Below are 21,191 nucleotides of genomic sequence, written 5' to 3' on the forward strand. Positions count from 1 at the left end.
AGGCTCACTCCACCTTGCGAATGCGTTCGATCAGTGCGGCCGCGGCGGGATCGCGCCCGGCCTTGGCGTAGATCGCCGCCATCGCGTCCTCGAACGGCTTGCGATCGATATCCCTGACGATGGTGACGCCGGCTTCCTCCGCCTTGCGCTGCGACTGCTCCTCGAGGTCGCGCCACTTCTCGCGCATGAAGCGGCTGGAGCGCTGCGCGGCCTCCCGGAAGATGGTCTGGTCGTCCGCCGACAGGCTGCTCCAGGCCTTGAGCGAGATCACCAGCACTTCGGGGCTCATCGTGTGCTCGGTGAGCGCGAGGTAGCCGGCATGTTTGTAATGGTCCGTCGTCACGAAAGATGGCCAGTTGTTCTCGGCGCCGTCGATCAGATGATTGGCAAGCCCGGCGAGCACCTGCCCATAGGGCATCTCGACCGGCTCGGCGCCGAGCGAGCGCATCATCTCGCTCATCAACTCCGATTGCTGCACCCGGATCCGCAGGCCCCGGAGGTCTGCGATGCTTCTGACGGGGCGGGCGCCGTTGTAGATCGAGCGCGCCCCGGAATCGTAGAAGGCGAGCCCGACGAAACCGTAGGGCTCGAAGCTGCCAAGGATCTCGCTGCCGATCGGCCCGTCCAGCACCTTCTGCATGTGCTCGATGGACCGGAACAGGAACGGCATGGCGAGCACGTTCATCGCCGGGACGAAATTGCCGATCAGCGCCACATTGGTCCGGTTGAGGTCGATCGCGCCGGCCCGGGTCTGCTCGATGGTCTCCTTCTCCTCGCCGAGCTGGCGGGAATGAAAAACCTTGATCTCGTGGCGGCCGCCGGTGCGCTCGGCGATCAGCGCGCCCATGTAGCGCAGCGCCTGGACGGTCGGGTAATCCTCGGTCTGGGTGTCGGCGGCGCGAAATTCACGCGCAACGGCGCTCGTCGCGCAAATGGCGAACAAAAGCGCGACGAAAACCACCCCGGTCCGTGAGAGTTCGGCACGGTTCAACACTGGCACACTCAACCCCTCAGTGGTGGAGTCTATGGCGAGACCAAAAGGTTCAATGCAATCTAGCAGATGGTTAAGGGAAGGCCATCCCGCCGCGGCCCGCGGGGTGATTGTGCGGCGCGGCCGGCCCTCATTCCCGGTTGAAACTGGAAATGCCGCGCCGTAAGCAGGACGGGGTCGCCTTTTGCCGCGCGACATGGAAAGAGCCATCGTGATTTCAGCATTGCGCTGTTTGCAGGTCGTTGCCACCGCCGCGGCCTTCACGTTCACCGCGCAGGCCAACGCCGCCACCGACATCGCGTGGTGGCACGCCATGTCGGGCGAGCTCGGCCGGCAACTGGAAAAGCTCGCCGCCGACTTCAACGCCTCGCAGTCCGATTACCGGATCGTGCCTGCTTACAAGGGCAACTATACCGAGACGGTGACGGCGGCGATCTTCGCCTTCCGCTCGCGCAGCCAGCCCGCGATCGTCCAGGTCAACGAGGTCGCCACCGCCACCATGACCGCGGCCAAGGGCGCGATCTATCCGGTGTTCAGCCTGATGCGGGACCAGGGCGAGCCGTTCTCGCTCAACGACTACCTTCCCGCCGTCTCCGGCTACTACACCGATGCGGCCGGCAATCTGTTGTCGTTCCCGTTCAATTCGTCGACGCCGATCCTCTACTACAACAAGACCATGTTCCGTGACGCCGGCCTCGATCCGGAGGCGCCGCCGAAGACATGGCCCGAGCTTGGCGCGATCGCAAAGCGTCTGCGCGACCGCGGCGCTCCTTGCGGCTTCACCACGTCCTGGCCGTCCTGGATCCACATCGAGAATCTCTCCGCCTTCCACAACCTGCCGCTCGCGACCCGCACCAACGGTTTTGCCGGGCTCGATGCCGAGCTGACCATCAACAATCCGGTCGTCGTCAAGCACGTCGCCCAGCTGGCTGAGTGGCAGAAGACCAGGCTGTTCGACTATGGCGGCCGCGGCCAGTCGGCCGAGCCGCGCTTCCAGAACGGCGAATGCGGCATCTTCATCGGCTCCTCGGCGACGCGCGCCGACATCAACGCGAACTCGAAATTCGAGATCGGCTACGGCATGATGCCGTACTGGCCCGAGGTGAAGGACGCGCCGCAGAACTCGATCATCGGCGGCGCCACGCTGTGGGTGCTGCGTGATCGGCCGCGCGCGGAATACAAGGGCGTTGCGCGGTTCTTCGCCTATCTGTCGCAGCCCGGCGTGCAGGCGGCCTGGCACCAGAACACCGGATATCTGCCGATCACCCGCGCCGCCTACGAGCTGACGCGCGCGCAAGGCTTCTACGAGCGCAATCCGGGCTCGGCGATCTCGTTCGAGGAGATCACGCTGCATCCGCCGACGTCGAACTCGAAGGGCATCCGGCTCGGCTCCTTCGTGCTGATCCGCGGCGCGATCGAGGACGAGCTGGAGCAGGCCTTTGCCGGCCAGAAGAGCGCGCAGGGAGCTCTGGATTCCGCCGTCGAGCGCGGCAACAAGCTGCTGCGCCAGTTCGAGCGCGCCAGCCCGGAGCGATAGGCGCTGCTCGGCCCGCTGCGCGCGCACGCGACTCCACATCACGAAATTTGAAGCGATGCACGGATCCGCGGGCGGGCCGCAAATCCACGCTCTCGAAACAATGACGCCCGTGTGAGCCACATCACTTGTGCCGCGGGCGCGCAGCGATAATCTTGAGGTTGTTTCAACTATCATTTTTCCGGAAAAGTTGTGATGGAGATCGCTTATGCCTTGCTCATGTTGCATCATCCCGAACGACGTTCTGACCAGACTTTCCCAGGACAAGAAGCTGTCCGCCGTGCTTCGCAAGCAGATGGTCGACACCGTCCAGGTCAGTCACGAACTGCGCGAATTGCGGACGCAGACGGCGAAATTGACCAGCGTCGTGGCGGCGCGCGCCGCAGGTCTGGTCACGCTGGCCGCGGCGCCGACGGTCACGGTCTACGACTGCAAGCACACGCAGACGCTGCCCGGCACGCCCGTGCCGAAGCCGAAGACGTCCTCGGACGGCTCCGTCAAGCGCACCTTCAACCAGACCACCAAGGTGGCCAGGTTCTACCAGCAGGTCTTCAACCGGAATTCGATCGACGATCACGGCATGACCATGATGTCGTCGGTTCATTTCGGTGAGAAGTACAACAACGCGATGTGGAACGGCTCGCAGATGGTCTATGGCGACGGCGACGGCAGCATCTTCGTCGACTTCACCCGCGGCAACGACGTCATCGGCCACGAACTGACCCATGGCGTGACCCAGCATAGCCTCCAGCTCGCCTATAGCGGCGATGCCGGCGGCCTGAACGAGAGCATCTCCGACTGCTTCGGCTCGATGTTCCGGCAGTGGGAGGCCAAGCACGACGTCAAGAAGGCTGACTGGCTGATCGGGCGCGACATCATGGGGCCGGCGGCCAAGAAGAAGGGGTTCGCCTGCCTGCGCGACATGGCCGATCCCGCCGCCAAGCACTGCCTGGCGCCGCAGCCGACCAAATATTCGCAAGTGACGCCCGGCATGGACCCGCATTACGCGAGCGGGCCGCCGAACCTCGCCTTCTACACCGCCTGCACGACGCTTGGCGGATACAGTTGGGCCAGGATCGGGCAGGTGTGGTATCATTCGCTCACTGGTTTCGGGCCGGCGCCGAACATGACGATGAAGGCATTCGCGGCGCGGACCCGGCAGGGTGCCCACACGTTGTATCCTGGCGATGCCGCAGTCCTCGCCGCCGTCGATACCGGATGGAAGAAGGTCGGGCTCTAAAGCGTGCGATACGGAAGGAAGGAAGCGTGGATCGCTTGAAGATCGAGCGCGTCGGAGGGTTCGCCGGCTTCGGCGGCCCTCACCTCAAGAGCCGCGGTGAAGTGGCATTGTCGGATCTGTCCGCCGCCGATCAGAAGACGGTGGAGCAGCTGTTTGCCGATCCGAAGAAGGTCGCGCCCGCGCATCCAGGTCAGGCCGACGCGTTCAGTTACCGGATCACGCGCGGTGCGCAGACCATCGAAGTCCCCGAGCATGCGGTCCCCTCGACCATCAAGAACAGCGTCAAGGATGTCCTGGAATAACACCGGACGGAGCCGGGCGCTGTGATGGAGGAGTCGCTGCCGCCGGATTCAGTCGGTGCTTGGGGCATGTCCGCGTCGACGAGCCTCGAGGCCTACCGTGCCTTGCGCGCCGACCAGTCCCGATGGCTGCCGATCGCGCTCGACATCGCGCGCAGCCACGGCCTCGACGTCGGCGCGCCGCAGGTGTTTGTAACAGGTACCAATCTCGTGGTCGGCCTCGGTGAGCGCCTGATCCTGAAGATCTTCCCGCCGCTGCTCCACGCGCAATTCGTCTCCGAGCGCGGTTCGCTGACGCAGCTTGCGGGACGTCTTTCCTTGCCAATTCCGCAGGTCGTCGCGGAAGGGATGCGCGACGGCTGGCCCTATCTCGTCATCACGCGTCTTGCCGGCACGCTCGGCTCGGAGGTCTGGCCGTCTCTGCCGGAACAGCAGAAGGAGCGCCTGCTGCGCCAGATCGGCGAGACCATCGCGGCCGTGCAGCGCGCGCCGCTTGGCCCTCTCGCAGCAATAGAGCCGCGCTGGGACGAGTTCATGCGCGCCCAGATGCAGGGGTGCCGCGCCAGGCACCAGCGTCTCGGCCTTGCGCCCAAATTCCTTGGAGGCCTCGACGATCTCCTGCGCGATGCGGCCCGCCTCGTTCCGATGGACGCGCCGCCGGTGCTCCTGACCGGCGAATACATTCCGGAGAACTTTCTGCTCGCCTGCCATGACGGGCAATGGTCGCTCGCCGGCCTGTTCGACTTCGGCGACGTGCGGGCGGGATGGCGCGACTACGACCTGCTCGGCCCCGGCGCCTTCATGGCGGCGGGCCGGCCGGGGAGGGTGCGCAGCCTGCTCGAAGGGTTTGGCTATGCGAAGCTGGACTATGCGCTCAAGCGGCGCCTGATGGCCCTGATGCTGCTGCACCACGCCAGCGATCTCAACAGCCACATCTGCATCGAGGGCTGGCAGGACAAGGCGAAGGATCTCGTCGAGCTGCAGGACCTGATCTGGGCGGAGTGAGTGCTCCGGCCCCACCGCTCTCCGTCATTCCGGGGCGCCGCGAAGCGGCGAGCCCGGAATCCATTTTCCCACGCATTCTGTGGCCCGATGGATTCCGGGCTCGATGCTGCGCATCGCCCCGGAATGACGGCCGGGCCTGGTGGCTTCAGCACGGGCGCCGCGCTATCTGCGCGATGAGTCCTGCCGTCGCCTCCCGAATGGGCTCTCACGCTTTATCGATGAAATTTTGAGCAATTCTCCGTCTTTGTATGCAAGCAGGAAGTGCGCCGCTCTCCGGAAAATCAGGCAAAAATCAAAAAAAATCAAGTGATATCAGTTGATTAGCGCGAGACTAACGTCTCGTTAAGCTCTGGCACGAACCTTGCGAATCCAGTTCCAACCAGAAACTTTTGCGTTGGAGCGATTTCATGAAGCGCCGCGATTTTCTCAAGTCCGTTTCCGGATTGGCCGCAGGCACGGCGCTTCCGGCCATGCCGTCGGTGATCTCCTCGGCCAAGGCCGACGCTCGCTCGGAGACGCTGCTGATCGTCTCGGAGGGCGGCCCCAACAATCTCGACATCCACGGCGTCGGCACCAACGTGCCCGGCTATGAGGTGTCCTGGAATTGCTATGACCGGCTGATCAGCCACGAGATGAAAAGCGGCCCCGGCGGCGTGCCCTATTACGACCGCGACAAGTTCAAGGGCGAGCTCGCCGAGGACATGAAGATCGACGACATGTCGGTCACCTTCAAGCTGAAGAAGAACGCCAAATTCCACGATGGCGCGCCGGTCACCGCCAAGGACGTGAAGTGGTCGCTCGACCGCGCCGTCAGCGTCGGCGGCTTCCCGACCTTCCAGATGAGCGCGGGCTCGCTGACGAAGCCCGAGCAGTTCGTCGTGATCGACGACTACACCGTGCGCGTCGATTTCCTCAAAAAGGACAAGCTGACGATTCCCGATCTCGCGGTGATCGTGCCCTGCATCGTCAACTCCGAGCTGGTGAAGAAGAACGCCAGCGAGAAGGATCCCTGGGGTCTCGAATTCACCAAGCAGCAGACCGCGGGCTCCGGCGCCTACAAGGTGACGAAGTGGACCGCCGGCACCGAAGTGATCATGGAGCGCAACGAGGATTGGGTCGGCGGGCCCTTGCCGAAGATCAAGCGCGTGATCTGGCGCATGGTGCCGCAGGCGGGCAATCGCCGTGCGCTGCTGGAGCGCGGCGACGCCGACATCTCCTACGAGCTGCCGTTCAAGGATTTCCAGGAGATGAAGGCGAGCGGCAAGCTCAACGTGGTGTCGCTGCCGTTCTCCAACGGCATCCAGTATATCGGCATGAACGTCACCAAGCCGCCGTTCGACAACGTCAAGGTGCGGCAGGCGATCGCCTATGCGCTGCCCTACCAGAAGATCATGGACGCGGTGCTGTTCGGGCTCGGCAATCCCATGTTCGGCGCCGCCAAGGACAAGGCCACCGAGGTCGCCTGGCCGCAGCAGCACAAATACAACACCGACATGGAGAAGGCGAAGGCGCTGCTGACGGAGGCCGGCTACGCCAACGGTTTCGAGACTACGATCTCGTTCGACCTCAATTTCGCCGGCGTCAACGAGCCGCTCTGCGTGCTGGTGCAGGAATCGCTCGCCCAGCTCGGCATCAAGACCACCATCAACAAGGTGCCCGGCGCCAACTGGCGCACCGAATTGAACAAGAAGGAGATGCCGCTCTTCACCAACGTGTTCTCGGGTTGGCTCGATTACCCCGAGTACTTCTTCTACTGGTGCTATCACGGCAACAATTCCGTCTTCAACACCATGAGCTACAAGTCGGCGGAGATGGACAAGCTGATCGACGGCGCGCGCGTCGCGGCCGCAAGCGGCGACACCGCGACCTACGACACCGACGTGAAGGGTTTCGTCGATCTCGCCTACAGCGACATCCCACGCATCCCGCTGTACCAGCCCTTCGTCAACGTCGCGATGCAGAAGAACATCAGCGGCTATCAATACTGGTTCCACCGCCGCCTGGACTACCGCGCGATGGCAAAGGGGTGAGGTGTCATGCTGATGGTCGGCGACGCATCGGCATGTGTTGGTCTCTTCCACTGGAGTGAGGTGGGCACTGTCATCTCATTCCCTCCCCCCTTGTGGGGTCCGAGGCGAGCGAAGCTCGCTCCCGAGGGCAGGGAGGGGGGTAGCCACGAACTCCGACCCCTCCCGGAGCCACCCCCCTCCCTAGCCCTCCCCCACAAGGGGGGAGGGAACGCAGCTGAGCAGGTCGTTCGAATTTGCTTCCAATGGCTAGGCAGAAGGAGAGCACTCCCATGCTGACCATGATCGGCAAGCGCCTGATGTTCGCGATACCCTCGCTGATCGGCGTCGTCATCGTCACCTTCCTGCTGACGCGCGCGCTGCCTGGTGATCCCGCCGCGTATTTCGCCGGTCCCGCCGCGACGAAAGAGGCCGTCGAGCAGATCCGGAAGAAGCTCGGCCTCGACCGGCCGCTGATCGAGCAGTTCTTCCGCTACACCAACGATCTCGCCCATGGCGATTTCGGCAACTCGCTCACCACAGGCCAGCCGGTCGCGGCCGAGATCCGCAACCGCCTGCCGGCCTCCGCTGAACTTACGTTGCTCGGCCTCATCGTCTCGATCGTCATCGCCATTCCGCTGGGCGTGCTGGCGGCGACGCGGCCGGGGTCATGGGTCGATCACCTCTGCCGGGTCACGACGACGGCGGGCGTCTCGCTGCCGGTGTTCTTCACCGGCCTCGTGCTGGTCTACGTTTTCTATTTCCGGCTCGGCTGGTCGCCCGCGCCGCTCGGTCGTCTCGATGTGTTCTACAGCGCACCGCCGACGGTGACCGGCTTCTATCTGATCGACACCCTGATCGCGCGCGACCTCGAGGCGTTCCGCTCGGCGCTGAGCCAGCTCATTTTGCCGGCGACGACGCTTGCGATCTTCTCGCTGGCGCCGATCGCGCGCATGACGCGCGCCTCGATGCTCGCCGTGCTCGCCTCAGAGTTCGTCCGCACGGCGCGCGCCAGCGGCCTGTCGCCGGCGACCGTCATCGTCACCTACGCCTTCCGCAACGCAATGCTGCCCGTGATCACGACGCTGAGCATGGTGTTCTCGTTCCTGCTCGGTGCGAACGTGCTGGTGGAAAAAGTGTTCGCCTGGCCCGGCATCGGATCCTATGCGGTGGAAGCGCTGATCTCGTCGGACTTCGCGCCGGTGCAGGGTTTCGTGCTGACCATGGCGGTCATGTACGTGCTGCTCAATCTGGTGATCGACATTCTCTATGGCGTGATCGATCCGCGCGTCAGGTTGGAGGGCTAAACCATGAGCTCCGTTGCGCCTGCTGTCGAACCCGTCGGTCCCGCCCGTACCTCGGGACTGGTCGCGATCCTCGAACAGACCCGCTACGTTCTCGGCGAAAACAAGGTCACGGGTTTTGCTTTCGCGCTGCTGATCGTGATCCTGATCGCGGCGATCTTCGGTCCCTATGTGGTGCCGTATGATCCGCTCGCCTCCGACACCGCCGCGGCGTTGAAAGCGCCATCGGCCGCGCACTGGTTCGGGACCGATCAGCTCGGCCGCGACATCTTCAGCCGCGTCGTCGTGGCGACGCGGCTCGATACGTTCATCGCGGTCGCCTCCGTCGTGCTGGTGTTCCTGATGGGCGGCCTCGCCGGTATCGCAGCGGGCTACTTTGGCGGCTGGACCGACCGCATCGTCGGCCGCATCGCCGACACCATCATGGCGTTTCCGCTATTCGTGCTGGCGATGGGCATCGTCGCGGCGCTCGGCAACACGGTGCAGAACATCATTCTTGCGACCGCGATCGTGAACTTCCCGCTCTATGCCCGCGTCGCGCGTGCCGAGGCCAATGTCCGCCGCAATGCCGGCTTCGTGCAGGCCGCGCGCCTGTCCGGCAACGGTGAATTCCGCATCCTGCTGGTGCACATCCTGCCCAACATCATGCCGATCATGATCGTGCAGATGTCGCTGACCATGGGCTACGCCATCCTCAATGCCGCCGGCCTGTCCTTCATCGGCCTCGGTGTCCGCCCGCCGACTGCCGAATGGGGCATCATGGTCGCGGAAGGCGCGGGCTTCATGGTCTCTGGCGAATGGTGGATCGCACTGTTCCCCGGCCTTGCTTTGATGATCGCCGTGTTCTGCTTCAACCTCCTCGGCGACGGCCTCCGCGACATCGTCGATCCGCAGCGGAGGACGTAGGTGATGGTTCCTTCACCTCCAAATTCCCCGTCGAAATTGTCCAATGAATCCAACGCCCTTCTACTGTGCATGGGGTTGTTTTCGACCTTTTTGAGTGACGGGAGCCATCCATGACCGCCCAGCCGCTCCTCGACGTCCAGGACCTCACGGTCGAATTCACCACCCGCCGCGGCATCGTGAAGGCGGTGCAGCACGTCAACATCTCCGTCGCCAAGGGCGAGACGCTGGCCATCGTCGGCGAGTCCGGCTCCGGCAAGTCGGTGACGTCCTATGCGGTGATGCGCATCCTCGACCGGGCGGGGCGGATCGCCGACGGCTCGGTGATGTTCTCCGGCATCGACGTGAAGGCTGCGACCGAAGACCAGATGCGCGACCTGCGCGGCCGCGAAGTCTCGATGATCTTCCAGAACCCGCGCGCTGCACTGAACCCGATCCGCAAGGTCGGCGACCAGATCGAGGACGTGCTGCGCACCCATGTGCAGCAGGCCCAGGTCGCCGATCACGGTGAGAAGGCGATCGAGGCGCTGGAGCAGGTCAAGATCGCCCGCCCGCGCGAGCGCTACCACGCCTATCCGTTCGAACTGTCCGGCGGCATGTGCCAGCGCGTCGTCATCGCGCTGGCGCTGGCCTGCAACCCGCAGCTCCTCATCGCGGACGAGCCGACCACGGGCCTCGACGTCACCACCCAGAAGGCGGTGATGGATTTGATCGTCGAGCTGACCAGGCGCCGCGCGATGTCGACCATCCTGATCACGCATGATCTGGGTTTGGCCGCCGCCTATTGCGACCGCGTCGTGGTGATGGAGAAGGGCCGCGTGGTCGAGACCGCCGCGGCCGCCGATATCTTCGCCAATCCGCAGCACCCCTACACCAAGAAGCTGATGCGCGCGACGCCGCGGCTCGGCGTGAGCTTGCGGGATCTGTTGCCGGAGGAGGAGGGGGCTTCCTTCGCCTCTCCCCGCGTGCGGGGAGAGGCCGACGCGCAAGGCGCGGCGGGTGAGGGGGACTCTCCGCGAGTCTCGCTCGCTGAAACAGCCCCTCACCCCAACCCTCTCAGCGCGAGCGAAGCTCGTCGCGACCCCGCAAGCGGGGAGAGGGGGAAGAGCGAACAGCCTCTCCTTCTCATCGAAAAGCTCGTGAAAGAGTATCCCCGTCAGGGCGCCACCGCCACGCTCGGCAGACTGTTCGGCCGCAAACCGCCCGTCGAGCCGGACGTGTTCCGCGCCGTCGACGGCATCAGCTTCTCGATCGGCCATGGCGAGAGCGTCGGCCTGGTCGGCGAATCCGGCTGCGGCAAATCGACCACCTCGATGATGGTGATGCGGCTCCTGGACCAGACCTCCGGCCTGATCCAGTTCGACGGCGAGGACATCGGCGGCATCGCGCCGGCCTCGTTTGCCCGGCTGCCTCAGCGCAGCCGCATCCAGATGGTGTTCCAGGACCCGACCGACAGCCTCAATCCGCGCTTCACCGCCGCGCGCGCCATCGCCGACCCGATCATGCAGCTCGGCGACGTCAGGGGCCGCGATGCGCTGCGCGCCCGCTGCGAGGAGCTGGCCACCATGGTCGGCCTGCCGCACAATCTGCTGGACCGCTTCCCGCACCAATTGTCCGGGGGCCAGAAGGCCCGTGTCGGCATCGCCCGGGCGATTGCCCTGCACCCGAAACTCGTCATCCTGGACGAGCCGACGGCGGCGCTCGACGTCTCGGTCCAGGCCGTGGTCCTCAATCTGCTCCAGGACCTCAAGGCGCGGCTAGGTATGAGCTATCTGTTCGTCTCGCATGATTTGAACGTAGTGCGCTTGCTGTGCGATCGTGTCATTGTGATGCGGACGGGTCGAATCGTCGAGGAAGGCTCTTCCGAGAGGGTTTTGAGCGATCCGCAGGACGACTACACCAAGGAGCTGCTGACGGCGATCCCGCATCCGCCGTTGCCGGTACACTGATTGTTTGGGAGCGTGATGGCCGAGCCGCTGGACGATTATATCGACGCCGTATCGAAAGCGCTGGCATTGCCGATCGAGGAGGCCTGGAGGCCGGCGGTTCGCGCCAATCTCGAAGTGTCGCTGCGGCTCGCCCGCCTCGTCGACGAATTCGCGCTGCCGGACGAGACCGAGCCGGCGCCGATCTTCTCCGTCTGACGCCGCCATGACCACCAAGCCAGAGATGAGTGCTGCCGACATCGCGAAAGCGGTGGCAGGCGGCAAGATGTCCGCCCTCGCTGCCACCGAAGCCGCGCTCGCGCGCATCAAGCAGCACGACACCATCCTCAATTCCTTCACCGACGTCACCGCCGAGCGCGCCCTTGCGAAAGCGCGTGCGATCGACGCCGACATTGCCGCCGGCAAGGAGGTCGGCCCGCTCGCCGGCGTGCCCTTCGCGGTGAAGAACCTGTTCGATGTCGCGGGCCTCTCGACCCGTGCCGGCTCGAAGATCAACCGCGACCTCGCACCCGCCAAGCGCGACGCCACCTTGATCGAGCGGCTGGAAGCGGCCGGCGCGGTTCTGGTCGGCGCGCTCAACATGGGCGAGTACGCCTACGACTTCACCGGCGAGAACATTCACGACGGTCCATCGCGCAATCCGCACGATACGACGCGCATGAGCGGCGGCTCCTCCGGCGGCTCCGGCAGCGCCGTCGGCGGCGCGCTGGTGCCGATCGCGCTGGGCTCGGACACCAACGGCTCGATTCGCGTGCCGTCCTCGTTCTGCGGCATTTTTGGCCTGAAGCCGACCTATGGCCGGCTGTCGCGGGCGCGGTCGTTTCCGTTCGTCGCGAGCTTCGATCATCTCGGCCCGTTCGCGCGCTCCGTCACCGATCTCGCGCTTGCCTACGATGCGATGCAGGGGCCGGATGCGGGCGATGCCGCCTGCACCACACGCGGTCTGGAGCCGACGGTGCCGCTGCTCGCCAATCCGGTCTCGGACCTGCGCATCGCGATCGCCGGCGGTTACTTCCAGAAGAACGTGTTTCCCGAGGCGGTCGAAGCCGTCAGCCGCGTCGCCAAGGCGCTCGGCGCGACGCAAATCGTGGATGTGCCCGAAGCCGCGCGTGCCCGCGCGGCGGCTTACGTCATCTCCACCACCGAAGGCGCTTCGCTGCATCTCGATCGCCTGCGCAAGCGTCCGAACGATTTCGATCCCGCCGTGCGCGACCGCCTGATCGCGGGCGCCATGGTGCCCGCGCCGCTGGTGGATCGCGCGCAAAAATTCCGCCGCTGGTATCGCGCGCAGTTTTCCGAAATCTTCAAATCGGTCGACGTGCTGCTGGCGCCGGCGACGCCGTGCACTGCGCCAAAGCTCGGGCAGGTGAATTTCAATCTCGACGGCGTCGAACTGCCGGTGCGCGCCAATATCGGCATCCACACCCAGCCGATCTCCTTCATCGGCCTGCCCGTGGTCGCGGTGCCGGTGCCGCTCGAGCCGCTGCCGATCGGCGTGCAGATCATCGCCGCGCCCTGGCGCGAGGATATCGCGTTGCGCGTCGCGCATACGTTGGAACGGATGGGCGTTGTTGCAGCGCCAGCCCCGAGAGGATTCTGAGATGGAGATCGATCTCCCAGAGGTGATCGCGGAAGTCAAAGCCGCATTCGATCGTTATGAGCAGGCCCTGGTCACCAACGACGTAACCGTGCTCGGCGAGCTGTTCCGCAACGATCCCCGCACGCTGCGCTACGGCATCGGCGAGAACCTCTATGGCTATGAGGCGATCTCCGGCTTCCGCGCCGGCCGCTCGCCGGTCGGCCTCAACCGTCGCACCGCGAAAACCGTCATCAGCAGCTATGGCCGCGACACGGCCGTCGCCTCCACCCTGTTCTATCGCGACACGGCGCCCGGCAAGGTCGGCCGGCAGATGCAGACCTGGATTCGCTTCCCGGAGGGCTGGCGCGTCGTCGCCGCCCATGTCAGCATCATCGACGAGTCGAAAGAGACCTGATCGAATGACGCTTGACGACCTTCCGCAGGGAACTCTGCCGGCCGAGCCGGTGGTGCCCCGCGTCGACCGGGCCCTGCCGTCGGTGCAGAAGGTCACGCGCGCCGAGGAGCTGCGCCTTCAGCTCGCCGACGAGATCGTGCGCGGAGCCCTGGCTCCCGGCTCGCCGCTGGACGAGACCGACATCGCGCGGCGTTTCAACGTCTCGCGCACGCCGGTGCGCGAGGCCCTGCGCCAGCTGGTGGCGAGCGGCCTCGTCGAGGCCCGGCCGCATCGCGGCGCGGTGGTGGCGCAGCCGTCGATCGAACGGCTGAAGAGCATGTTCGAGGCGATGGCGGAGCTGGAGGCGCTGTGCGCCGGCCTTGCAGCCGAGCGCATGTCCGCCGCCGAACGCCACGGTCTGGAGGCCATCCACGAAGAGCTGCGTGTCCTCAGCTACACCGGCAATCCCGATCGCTTCCACGAGGTCAACGAGCGCTTCCACAACGCGATCTATGCCGGCTCGCAGAACGGTTACATCGCCGAGATCACGCTGGCGACCCGCGTCCGCGTGCAGCCGTTCCGCCGTGCCCAGTTCCGCAACCTCGGCCGTCTCGCCAAATCGCAAGCCGAGCACGACCGCGTCGTCGTCGCCATCATGCGCGGCGACAAGCAGGGCGCCGCCGCCGCCATGCGCGCCCACATCGAGTTGGTGCGCGGGGAGTATGAAATCTACGCGGTGTCGGTGTAGGCGACGCGCACTCCGTGCCGTAGGGTGGGCAAAGGCGCAAAGCGCCGTGCCCACCACCCATCCTGGCTGGTGGTAATGGTGGGCACGCTTCGCTTTGCCCACCCTACGAGAGCTACGCCGTAGCCGCCTCCGCCATGTACGCGCGCCAACCGCCGTAGCTTGTGATGTCTCGCGCTTCGCCGAGCACTTCCGGCTCGACGAGAAAGCCCTTCACGCTGCGGCCGTCGGCGAGCCTGATGGTGCCGATCGCCATCGGCGCCGGAATCGCGTTGACGAACTTGCCGAACGCAGCCGCAGAAAGCGACCAGATCTCCAGCTCGATGGCCGCGCCTTTGCCGGCTGCGACGCGCAGCATGCCCGGCTTCGGTGGCGTCGTCGGAAGCGCATAGAGCTTGTAGTCCGGTGCGGTTTTGGTCGCCTCGATCAGCTTTCCGTTCAGCGCCTTCAACTCGCCGTTCAGCGCCATGCCGGACAGATGCGCGCCGACGACGGCGATCGGAATCTCGTCGATGCCGCCTGCGGCAAGCGGCGAGAGCGCGGGTTGCGCGACGCCCTTCGCGCCGACGCTCAGCCTGGTATCCGCATGGAACACGCGGCCGATGCTCGCAAGCAGCGCATCGCGGCCGGCCGGCGCCAGCAGCGTGATCCCGAACGGGATGCCGTCGGCGCGCATCGATGCCGGCACGGCGAGGCCGCAGAGGTCGAGCAGGTTGACGAAATTGGTGTAGGTGCCGAGCCGGCTGTTGAGCTCGATCGGGTTGGCCAGCACCTGCGCGGTCGTATACGCGGTCGGCGCCGTCGGCAGCACCAGCGCGTCGATATTGGCAAAGGTGCGCTCGGCGATCTTGCGCAGACCCTGCAGGCGATAGAGCGCGGAGAAGGTGTCCGCCGCCGTCAGCCGCGCACCGGCCGCGGTGATCTCGCGCGTCACCGGATGGATCATTTCGGGCGCGGACGCCAGCAGGTTCTTGATCACGAGATAGCGCTCGGCGACCCAGGGCCCTTCGTAGAGCAGTCGCGCCGTCTCGTAGAACGGCTCGAGGTCGAATTCGACCAGCGTCGCGCCGAGCGCAGTCCAGCGCTTCAGCGCATCGCCGTAAGCCGCTTCCGCCTTCTTGTCGCCGAAGAAGATCAGCTGCCCGTTGCGCGGCACGCCGAGGCGCAGGTTTGCGGGAAACGGCGTCAGCGCGCCGAGCGGCCGGTCGCGCGAGAATGGATCGGCCTGGTCAGGTCCCGCCATCACGGAGAGTGCGAGTGCAGCATCGTCCACCGTCAAGGCGAATACCGAGATGCAGTCGAGCGTGCGGCAGGCAGGCACGAGTCCCGCGGTCGAGATCATGCCGAGGCTTGGCTTCAGCCCGACGATGTTGTTGAGCATGGCCGGCACGCGGCCGCTGCCGGCGGTGTCGGTGCCGAGCGTCAGCGGCACCAGCCCGGCGCCGAGGGCGGTCGCCGAGCCCGAGCTGGAGCCACCGGGAATCAGATCCTCGCGAATCGAATTTTTGGGAATGCCGTAGGGCGAGCGTACGCCGACGAGGCCGGTTGCGAACTGGTCGAGATTGGTCTTGCCGATGATGATGGCGCCGGCTGCGCGCAGGCGCTCCACCGCGGTCGAGTCATGGGTCGGTGTGTAGGAGAAGGCGGGGCAGGCCGCCGTGGTCGGAAAGCCCAGCGCGTCGATGTTGTCCTTCACCGCGACCGGGACGCCATAGAGCGGCATGCTGGCGGCATCCGCGCGCGCGGCAAGCTTTTCAGCTTCCGCGATCGCGTCCTTCTCGTCGCGCAGGCTGATGAAGACGGCGGGATCGTTGTGGTCGCGGATGCGTTGATAGGTGCGCGCGATGGTCTGTGCCGGCGTGAGCGTGCCCGCGCGATGCGCGGCCACAATCGCGGCGATCGTTTCAGGCTGTTCAGCCCCCATTTTCAGCCCTCATGGCGACAAAACTCCGGCAACATGTCCTCACCCGGATTGAAGCAAGCGATGTGCCATTGTGTACAGAATCGTACAGAATCCGGGCAGCGCGGCTGCTCCGGATATTATCGGGAGATCAGTAGGTTGGGGGATATTTCGGCGGCCAGGCGGGGCATCGCGCCAACGCCTTGTTCCGGGCATTTGCGCAAATTTTGGGCAGTCTGGATCAGGTGAAGCCAGCGAGGATCTGGAGCAGCCGCTCCCGGTTCTCCTTGCCGATCTTCGCCTCGACATGGCGCTCGTGCTCGTCGGCGAGCCGCTTGAACTTCGCCAGCGCCGTCTCGCCCTGGGCGGTGAGGTGCAGGGCGTGGGAGCGCCGGTCCGCCTTCGACTTGACCCGTTTCACCAGCTTGCGGTGTTCGAGGCTGTCGAGCAGATGCACAAGCCGGGCGCGCTCGATGCCGAGGCGCTTGGCCACCGCCATCTGCGACAGGCCCGGATTGGCGCCGATTACCGTCAGCACCGAATATTGCGTCGGCCGGATGTCGACCCCGCCCAGCGTCTTGATGAAGTCCTGAAAGATCCAGATCTGGAAACGCCGCACCGCGTAGCCGGCGTGTCCGACCAGCGCGTCGAGCCCGATCTCGTCCGCGTCGTTCCGCCGCGCCGCGCCGTTGCCGGCGCGTTTGCGTGGGGAAGTTTGGGCTACGGTGGCTGTCACGTCGCGTCTCCTGCCATGCATCCCTTGTAGCGCCTCGGACGGCCGTACGGAAGATTGTTGTTGACGACAACAATTGGCGTGCCCAACATTATGGCCAAGGCAGAATGGCCAAGGCAGCCCGGAACGAGGCTGCGGCCGATCCGGACAGCCGGGCGGAGGAGGAAACACATGACAGCCGCCTTACGCGGTGACGCGTCGAGTCTGTTCGCAGCACCCAAGACGATCGCCGAGCATCGCACCGACGGCAGCATCGTGCTGCGCTCGCCGGAGCCGTTGCGCGACAGCGCGCGCTGCATCGGGGACTGGCTGGAGCAATGGGCGCGGCAGACGCCCGATGCGATCTTCCTCGCCGAGCGCGGCAATGCCGAAGCGCCATGGACCACCGTCACCTACGCGCACGCCTTGCGCCAGGTGCGTGGTGCGGCGTCGTGGATCCTGGCGCAAGGCCTCAGCGCCGAACGCCCGCTCGTGATCCTCTCCGATAACAGCATCGACCATGCGCTGCTTGCGCTTGCCGCGCAGCATGTCGGCGTGCCCTCCGCCGCGATCTCACCGGCCTATTCGCTGATGTCCAGGGATTTCGACAAGCTCAAGAGCATGATCGCGCTGCTCGAGCCGGGCGCGATCTACGTCTCCGCGACGAAGCCGTTTGCGGCGGCGCTGGCCGCGATCGGGCCGCTGCACAAGGCGCAGATCATCAGCGGCAACGGCGCTGACGCCGACGCACTCGCCTTCAGCGCCGTTGCGGCAACGCCCGAAATTGCCGACGTCGCAAAAGCCTTTGCCGCGGTGACGCCGGACACGATCGCAAAATTCCTGTTCACGTCAGGCTCGACCGGCACGCCGAAAGCCGTCATCAACACCCAGCGCATGCTGACCTCGAGCCAGCAGGCCAAGGCGCAGACCTGGACCTTCCTCGAACAGGCTGGCAGCGATCTCGTCATTCTCGACTGGCTGCCCTGGAGCCACACCTTCGGCGCCAACCACAATTTCAACCTGGTGCTGCGCAACGGCGGCTCGCTCTATATCGACGGCGGCAAGCCTGCGCCCGGTCTCTTTGCGACGTCGCTCGCGAACCTGAAAAGCGTGATGCCGACGGTCTATTTCAACGTGCCGCGCGGCTTCGACATGCTGATCGCGGCATTGCGCGGTGACGAAGCGTTGCGCCGCCGCTTCTTCAGCGAGGTGAAGTTCGCCTTCTACGCGGGCGCAGCGCTGCCGCAGAACCTGTGGGACGCGCTCGAACAATTGTCCGTCGAAACCGTCGGCCGCCCGCTGCCGATGGTCTCGGCCTGGGGCTCGACGGAAACCTCGCCGCTGGCGACCGACTGCCATTTCCTCGCCGAGCGATCCGGCAATATCGGCGTGCCGATACCCGGCACCGAGCTCAAGCTCGTCACCTCCGGCGACAAGCTGGAGGTGCGCGTGCGCGGCCCCAACGTCACGCCGGGTTACTGGAAGGCGCCCGAGCTGACCAGGCAGGCGTTTGACGACGAGGGCTTTTATCTCATCGGGGATGCGGTGAAGCTTGCTGATAGCGCGCGGCCGGAGCGCGGCCTGTTCTTCGACGGGCGTGTCGCGGAGGACTTCAAGCTCAATTCCGGCACCTGGGTCAGCGTCGGCACGCTGCGGCTCGCCGGCATCGCCGCGCTGGCGCCGCTCGCGCAGGACATCGTCGTCGCCGGTCATGGCGGCGACGAGGTGCGCTTCCTGGTGTTCCCGAACATCCCGGCGTGCCGTGGGCATCCGGTTTGCCGGAGACGGCCGATGTGAATGATGTGCTGGCACATGACAAGGTCAGGGGTGCGATCGCTCAGGGGCTTGCGAAGCTGAAGCAGCAGGGCGCCAATTCCTCCGGCCACGCCACGCGCGCGCTGCTGCTCGCCGAACCGCCATCGGTCGACGGCGGCGAGATCACCGACAAGGGCTACATCAACCAGCGCGCGGTGCTGACGCGACGCGCGGAGGCGGTGGCGCGGCTGAATGACGATGCGGCGGGGGAATGGATTGGGTGCGTCGGGTGAATTGACCCCGGAGGCGGCGCCTCATCGAGACGATGACGCAACCGCGTAATAGCGCAGTCCAGGTCGTCTCGCTGTCATTCCGGGGCGCGCCTCTTGGCGCGAACCCGGAATCCATCTCACCGCAGGGGCTGTTGCACGATGGATTCCAGGTTCGCGCTACGCGCGCCCCGGAATGACGAGCTGAGTGTGAGACAGACTGCCCATAGGCCAGCCAACCTGCCGCAATATCCTGCCAGATTCTTTTGTTGCCTAAGCAACTAATTTGTGCGAACCGTTCCGGACAAGGATGACGGTGGACGAACCGCCGCGCCTGATCTCGGAGGAAACGATGCTCGGCAGGAATGGTGCCGCGGGCAAATGCCGGCGCATGCCTGAAAGCGGCGATGCGGCGCGCTTCACGCGCGGTGCGTCAGGCGGTGCTGCTGCCCGTCACCGCGCCGAGATTCTCGTGCAGCCGGCGGAGCAGATCGATCAGCACCTCGCGCTCGTCCTTGCTCAGGCAGGACAGCAGGCGCCGTTCGCGCTCGAACGCTGCGACGATCACCTTGTCATGGGTGGCGCGTCCTCTCGCCGTCAGCGCGATCGAATGGGTGCGACCGTCATTCGGGTCGGTGCGGATCGACACCAGCCCGCGCTTCTCGAGGCCGGCAAGCGTCCGGCTCACCGGCCCCTTGTCGAAGCCGATGACGTGGCAGATGCGCGAGGCGGGAATGCCGGGCTCGATCGCCAGCAGCGACATGATCCGCCATTCCGTGACGTTGACGCCGAACTCGCGCTGGTAGAACGCGGTCGCGCTGTTCGAGAGCTTGTTGGCGATGAAGGTGATGAAGGCCGGGACGTAACGATCGAGATCAAGCGTCGGGCCGGTCTCGGCGGGCGCGGGCTTTTGGCGGGCTCTGGTCGAAGACGGCGGCATATCGGGCTTCTGACTCGCGTGGTGCCCGAAGACCTAAGGGCAAGCGCGGCCCTTTCACAAGATCAAAATGAGGGAGGACTTCCATGAGCGTACCCGGCTCCGCCGCATCAGGCGTCCCGCATCTCGACGTCGATCCCTTCGACATGAATTTTTTTGCCGACCCCTATCCCACGCACGAGCTGCTGCGGGAGGCGGGGCCGGTGGTCTATCTCGACAAGTGGAACGTCTATGGCGTGGCGCGCTATGCCGAGGTCCACGCCGTGCTGAACGATCCCGCGACGTTCTGCTCCAGCCGCGGCGTCGGCCTCTCCGATTTCAAGAAGGAGACGCCGTGGCGGCCGCCGAGCCTGATCCTCGAGGCCGATCCGCCCGCGCACACCCGGACCCGCGCCGTGCTGTCAAAGGTGCTGTCGCCGACGGTGATGAAGCAGGTGCGCGACCGCTTTGCCGCGGCGGCCGAGGGGCGGGTGGACGCGTTGATCGAAAAGCGCAGCTTCGATGCGATCGCCGACCTCGCCGAGGCCTATCCGCTCTCGATCTTCCCGGATGCGCTCGGGCTGAAATCCGAGGGGCGCGAGCATCTGATTCCCTACGCGAGCGTCGTGTTCAACGCGTTCGGGCCGCCCAACCAGTTGCGCCAGGAGGCGATCGCGCGCTCGACGCCTCATCAGGCCTATGTCGCCGAGCAATGCCAGCGCGAGAACCTCGCGCCCGGCGGCTTCGGCGCCTGCATTCATGCCCAGGTCGATGAGGGCGCCATCACGGCCAGCGAAGCGCCGCTGCTGGTGCGCTCGCTGCTCTCGGCCGGCCTCGACACCACCGTCAACGGCATCGGAGCGGCCGTCTATTGCCTCGCGCGCTTTCCGGAGCAATGGCAGCGCCTGCGCGGCGATCTCTCGCTCGCGCGCAGCGCCTTCGAGGAAGCGGTTCGTTTCGAAAGCCCGGTGCAGACCTTCTTCCGCACCACCACACGTGAGGTCGAACTGTCGGGCGCGACGATCGGCGAAGGTGAGAAGGTGCTGATGTTTCTCGCCGCCGCCAATCGCGATCCGCGCCGCTGGGACAAGCCCGACAGCTATGACGTCACCCGCCGCTCGTCCGGCCATGTCGGATTCGGCTCCGGCATCCACATGTGCGTCGGCCAGCTCGTCGCGCGCCTCGAAGGCGAAGTGATGCTGACGGCGCTGGCGCGGCGCATCGCGAAGATCGAGATCACGGGCGAGCCGAAACGCCGCTTCAACAACACGCTACGCGGGCTCGACAGCCTGCCTGTGACCATCACCCCGGCCTGACGAGGAGCCTCGATGCCCGCGATTACTTTCATCCATGCCGACGGCAAGTCCGACCGTGTCGAGACCTCGGGCGGCGAGAGCGCCATGCAGGCCGCGACCCGCCATGGCCTCGACGGTATCCTGGCCGAGTGCGGCGGCAATGCCATGTGCGCGACCTGCCACGTCTATGTCGATGAAGCCTGGCTCGCGCGCCTGCCCGCGATGGCAGATGACGAAGACGCGCTGCTCGACGGCACCGCCACCGAGCGACTGCCGAACAGCCGGCTGTCCTGCCAGATCATGATCACGCCCGCGCTCGACGGGCTCGTGCTGAGACTGCCGGAACGACAGGTCTGAATTCCAAACGTGCCGGCGACGACCGGCGCGACACACATAAG

Annotated in this window: 18 protein-coding genes and 1 pseudogene; 15 read left to right on the forward strand and 4 right to left on the reverse strand. The window is 65.6% G+C overall.

Annotation, left to right across the window (positions count from 1 at the left end; translation table 11 throughout):
• Positions 1 to 4: 4 nt before the first annotated feature.
• On the reverse strand, positions 5 to 1,000 hold the full coding sequence (locus ACE10W_RS01785) for a TRAP transporter substrate-binding protein (protein ID WP_161532980.1): 996 nt from the start codon (positions 998 to 1,000) through the stop codon (positions 5 to 7).
• Between the two features lie 187 nt (positions 1,001 to 1,187).
• On the opposite strand from ACE10W_RS01785, the gene ugpB reads away from it, so the two are divergent.
• The 12 genes from ugpB (at position 1,188) to ACE10W_RS01845 (ending at position 13,949) form a co-directional block, all read left to right on the forward strand.
• Positions 1,188 to 2,528: a sn-glycerol-3-phosphate ABC transporter substrate-binding protein UgpB gene (ugpB, locus tag ACE10W_RS01790; RefSeq protein ID WP_028172691.1), complete on the forward strand. Its 1,341-nt coding sequence runs from the start codon at positions 1,188 to 1,190 to the stop codon at positions 2,526 to 2,528.
• 205 nt (positions 2,529 to 2,733) lie between these two features.
• Positions 2,734 to 3,765: a M4 family metallopeptidase gene (locus ACE10W_RS01795; RefSeq protein ID WP_304550343.1), complete on the forward strand. Its 1,032-nt coding sequence runs from the start codon at positions 2,734 to 2,736 to the stop codon at positions 3,763 to 3,765.
• Positions 3,766 to 3,800: 35 nt separating this feature from the next.
• The gene (locus tag ACE10W_RS01800; protein WP_028172692.1) at positions 3,801 to 4,067 is read left to right on the forward strand and encodes a protealysin inhibitor emfourin; all 267 of its coding nucleotides are present in this window, start codon (positions 3,801 to 3,803) and stop codon (positions 4,065 to 4,067) included.
• 66 nt (positions 4,068 to 4,133) lie between these two features.
• A complete protein-coding gene (locus tag ACE10W_RS01805) occupies positions 4,134 to 5,069 on the forward strand; it encodes a phosphotransferase (RefSeq protein ID WP_161532982.1) in 936 nt (311 codons plus the stop codon).
• A 407-nt stretch (positions 5,070 to 5,476) separates the two neighbouring features.
• A complete protein-coding gene (locus ACE10W_RS01810; protein WP_304550346.1) occupies positions 5,477 to 7,099 on the forward strand; it encodes an ABC transporter substrate-binding protein in 1,623 nt (540 codons plus the stop codon).
• 269 nt (positions 7,100 to 7,368) lie between these two features.
• The gene (locus ACE10W_RS01815) at positions 7,369 to 8,382 is read left to right on the forward strand and encodes an ABC transporter permease (protein WP_011083857.1); all 1,014 of its coding nucleotides are present in this window, start codon (positions 7,369 to 7,371) and stop codon (positions 8,380 to 8,382) included.
• 3 nt (positions 8,383 to 8,385) lie between these two features.
• Positions 8,386 to 9,285: an ABC transporter permease gene (locus ACE10W_RS01820; RefSeq protein WP_161532984.1), complete on the forward strand. Its 900-nt coding sequence runs from the start codon at positions 8,386 to 8,388 to the stop codon at positions 9,283 to 9,285.
• A gap of 110 nt (positions 9,286 to 9,395) precedes the next feature.
• Positions 9,396 to 11,231, forward strand: coding sequence for an ABC transporter ATP-binding protein (locus ACE10W_RS01825; RefSeq protein ID WP_304550351.1), 1,836 nt, complete (start codon positions 9,396 to 9,398; stop codon positions 11,229 to 11,231).
• 15 nt (positions 11,232 to 11,246) lie between these two features.
• Positions 11,247 to 11,426: a DUF4089 domain-containing protein gene (locus ACE10W_RS01830; RefSeq protein ID WP_028172697.1), complete on the forward strand. Its 180-nt coding sequence runs from the start codon at positions 11,247 to 11,249 to the stop codon at positions 11,424 to 11,426.
• Positions 11,427 to 11,433: 7 nt separating this feature from the next.
• Complete coding sequence (locus ACE10W_RS01835) at positions 11,434 to 12,828, forward strand: AtzE family amidohydrolase (RefSeq protein WP_304550353.1); 1,395 nt, start codon at positions 11,434 to 11,436, stop codon at positions 12,826 to 12,828.
• A 1-nt stretch (position 12,829) separates the two neighbouring features.
• On the forward strand, positions 12,830 to 13,222 hold the full coding sequence (gene hpxZ / locus ACE10W_RS01840) for an oxalurate catabolism protein HpxZ (protein WP_011083862.1): 393 nt from the start codon (positions 12,830 to 12,832) through the stop codon (positions 13,220 to 13,222).
• A 4-nt stretch (positions 13,223 to 13,226) separates the two neighbouring features.
• The gene (locus ACE10W_RS01845) at positions 13,227 to 13,949 is read left to right on the forward strand and encodes a GntR family transcriptional regulator (RefSeq protein ID WP_028172700.1); all 723 of its coding nucleotides are present in this window, start codon (positions 13,227 to 13,229) and stop codon (positions 13,947 to 13,949) included.
• 112 nt (positions 13,950 to 14,061) lie between these two features.
• On the opposite strand, the gene atzF is transcribed toward ACE10W_RS01845, so the two are convergent.
• Entirely contained in the window at positions 14,062 to 15,870 is a 1,809-nt protein-coding gene (atzF, locus tag ACE10W_RS01850; RefSeq protein ID WP_304550354.1) for an allophanate hydrolase, read from the reverse strand.
• A gap of 217 nt (positions 15,871 to 16,087) precedes the next feature.
• Complete coding sequence (locus tag ACE10W_RS01855) at positions 16,088 to 16,603, reverse strand: MarR family winged helix-turn-helix transcriptional regulator (protein WP_011083865.1); 516 nt, start codon at positions 16,601 to 16,603, stop codon at positions 16,088 to 16,090.
• Between the two features lie 147 nt (positions 16,604 to 16,750).
• Here ACE10W_RS01855 and ACE10W_RS01860 point away from each other — a divergent pair.
• Positions 16,751 to 18,606, forward strand: a pseudogene (locus ACE10W_RS01860) (feruloyl-CoA synthase).
• Between the two features lie 409 nt (positions 18,607 to 19,015).
• On the opposite strand, the gene ACE10W_RS01865 reads toward ACE10W_RS01860, so the two are convergent.
• Positions 19,016 to 19,522 (reverse strand): MarR family winged helix-turn-helix transcriptional regulator, encoded by a 507-nt coding sequence (locus tag ACE10W_RS01865; protein WP_304550355.1) that lies wholly within the window; start codon positions 19,520 to 19,522, stop codon positions 19,016 to 19,018.
• 83 nt (positions 19,523 to 19,605) lie between these two features.
• On the opposite strand from ACE10W_RS01865, the gene ACE10W_RS01870 reads away from it, so the two are divergent.
• Together ACE10W_RS01870 and ACE10W_RS01875 are read left to right on the forward strand one after the other, a co-directional pair.
• On the forward strand, positions 19,606 to 20,814 hold the full coding sequence (locus tag ACE10W_RS01870) for a cytochrome P450 (protein ID WP_304550357.1): 1,209 nt from the start codon (positions 19,606 to 19,608) through the stop codon (positions 20,812 to 20,814).
• 12 nt (positions 20,815 to 20,826) lie between these two features.
• Positions 20,827 to 21,150 (forward strand): 2Fe-2S iron-sulfur cluster-binding protein, encoded by a 324-nt coding sequence (locus ACE10W_RS01875; protein WP_011083869.1) that lies wholly within the window; start codon positions 20,827 to 20,829, stop codon positions 21,148 to 21,150.
• The last annotated feature ends 41 nt before the right edge of the window (positions 21,151 to 21,191 follow it).

This window comes from Bradyrhizobium sp. B025 (genome assembly GCF_042257955.1).
GTDB lineage: Bacteria > Pseudomonadota > Alphaproteobacteria > Rhizobiales > Xanthobacteraceae > Bradyrhizobium > Bradyrhizobium diazoefficiens.

Excerpts from the sequence above, each read along its gene's own strand:
- ugpB (WP_028172691.1), top strand. The coding sequence starts at position 1,188 with ATGGAAAGAGCCATCGTGATTTCAGCATTGCGCTGTTTGCAGGTCGTT.
- ACE10W_RS01795 (WP_304550343.1), top strand. The coding sequence starts at position 2,734 with ATGCCTTGCTCATGTTGCATCATCCCGAACGACGTTCTGACCAGACTT.
- ACE10W_RS01805 (WP_161532982.1), top strand. The coding sequence starts at position 4,134 with ATGTCCGCGTCGACGAGCCTCGAGGCCTACCGTGCCTTGCGCGCCGAC.
- ACE10W_RS01810 (WP_304550346.1), top strand. The coding sequence starts at position 5,477 with ATGAAGCGCCGCGATTTTCTCAAGTCCGTTTCCGGATTGGCCGCAGGC.
- ACE10W_RS01815 (WP_011083857.1), top strand. The coding sequence starts at position 7,369 with ATGCTGACCATGATCGGCAAGCGCCTGATGTTCGCGATACCCTCGCTG.
- ACE10W_RS01820 (WP_161532984.1), top strand. The coding sequence starts at position 8,386 with ATGAGCTCCGTTGCGCCTGCTGTCGAACCCGTCGGTCCCGCCCGTACC.
- ACE10W_RS01825 (WP_304550351.1), top strand. The coding sequence starts at position 9,396 with ATGACCGCCCAGCCGCTCCTCGACGTCCAGGACCTCACGGTCGAATTC.
- ACE10W_RS01830 (WP_028172697.1), top strand. The coding sequence starts at position 11,247 with ATGGCCGAGCCGCTGGACGATTATATCGACGCCGTATCGAAAGCGCTG.
- ACE10W_RS01835 (WP_304550353.1), top strand. The coding sequence starts at position 11,434 with ATGACCACCAAGCCAGAGATGAGTGCTGCCGACATCGCGAAAGCGGTG.
- hpxZ (WP_011083862.1), top strand. The coding sequence starts at position 12,830 with ATGGAGATCGATCTCCCAGAGGTGATCGCGGAAGTCAAAGCCGCATTC.
- ACE10W_RS01845 (WP_028172700.1), top strand. The coding sequence starts at position 13,227 with ATGACGCTTGACGACCTTCCGCAGGGAACTCTGCCGGCCGAGCCGGTG.
- atzF (WP_304550354.1), bottom strand. The coding sequence starts at position 15,870 with ATGGGGGCTGAACAGCCTGAAACGATCGCCGCGATTGTGGCCGCGCAT.
- ACE10W_RS01855 (WP_011083865.1), bottom strand. The coding sequence starts at position 16,603 with ATGCATGGCAGGAGACGCGACGTGACAGCCACCGTAGCCCAAACTTCC.
- ACE10W_RS01865 (WP_304550355.1), bottom strand. The coding sequence starts at position 19,522 with ATGCCGCCGTCTTCGACCAGAGCCCGCCAAAAGCCCGCGCCCGCCGAG.
- ACE10W_RS01870 (WP_304550357.1), top strand. The coding sequence starts at position 19,606 with ATGAGCGTACCCGGCTCCGCCGCATCAGGCGTCCCGCATCTCGACGTC.
- ACE10W_RS01875 (WP_011083869.1), top strand. The coding sequence starts at position 20,827 with ATGCCCGCGATTACTTTCATCCATGCCGACGGCAAGTCCGACCGTGTC.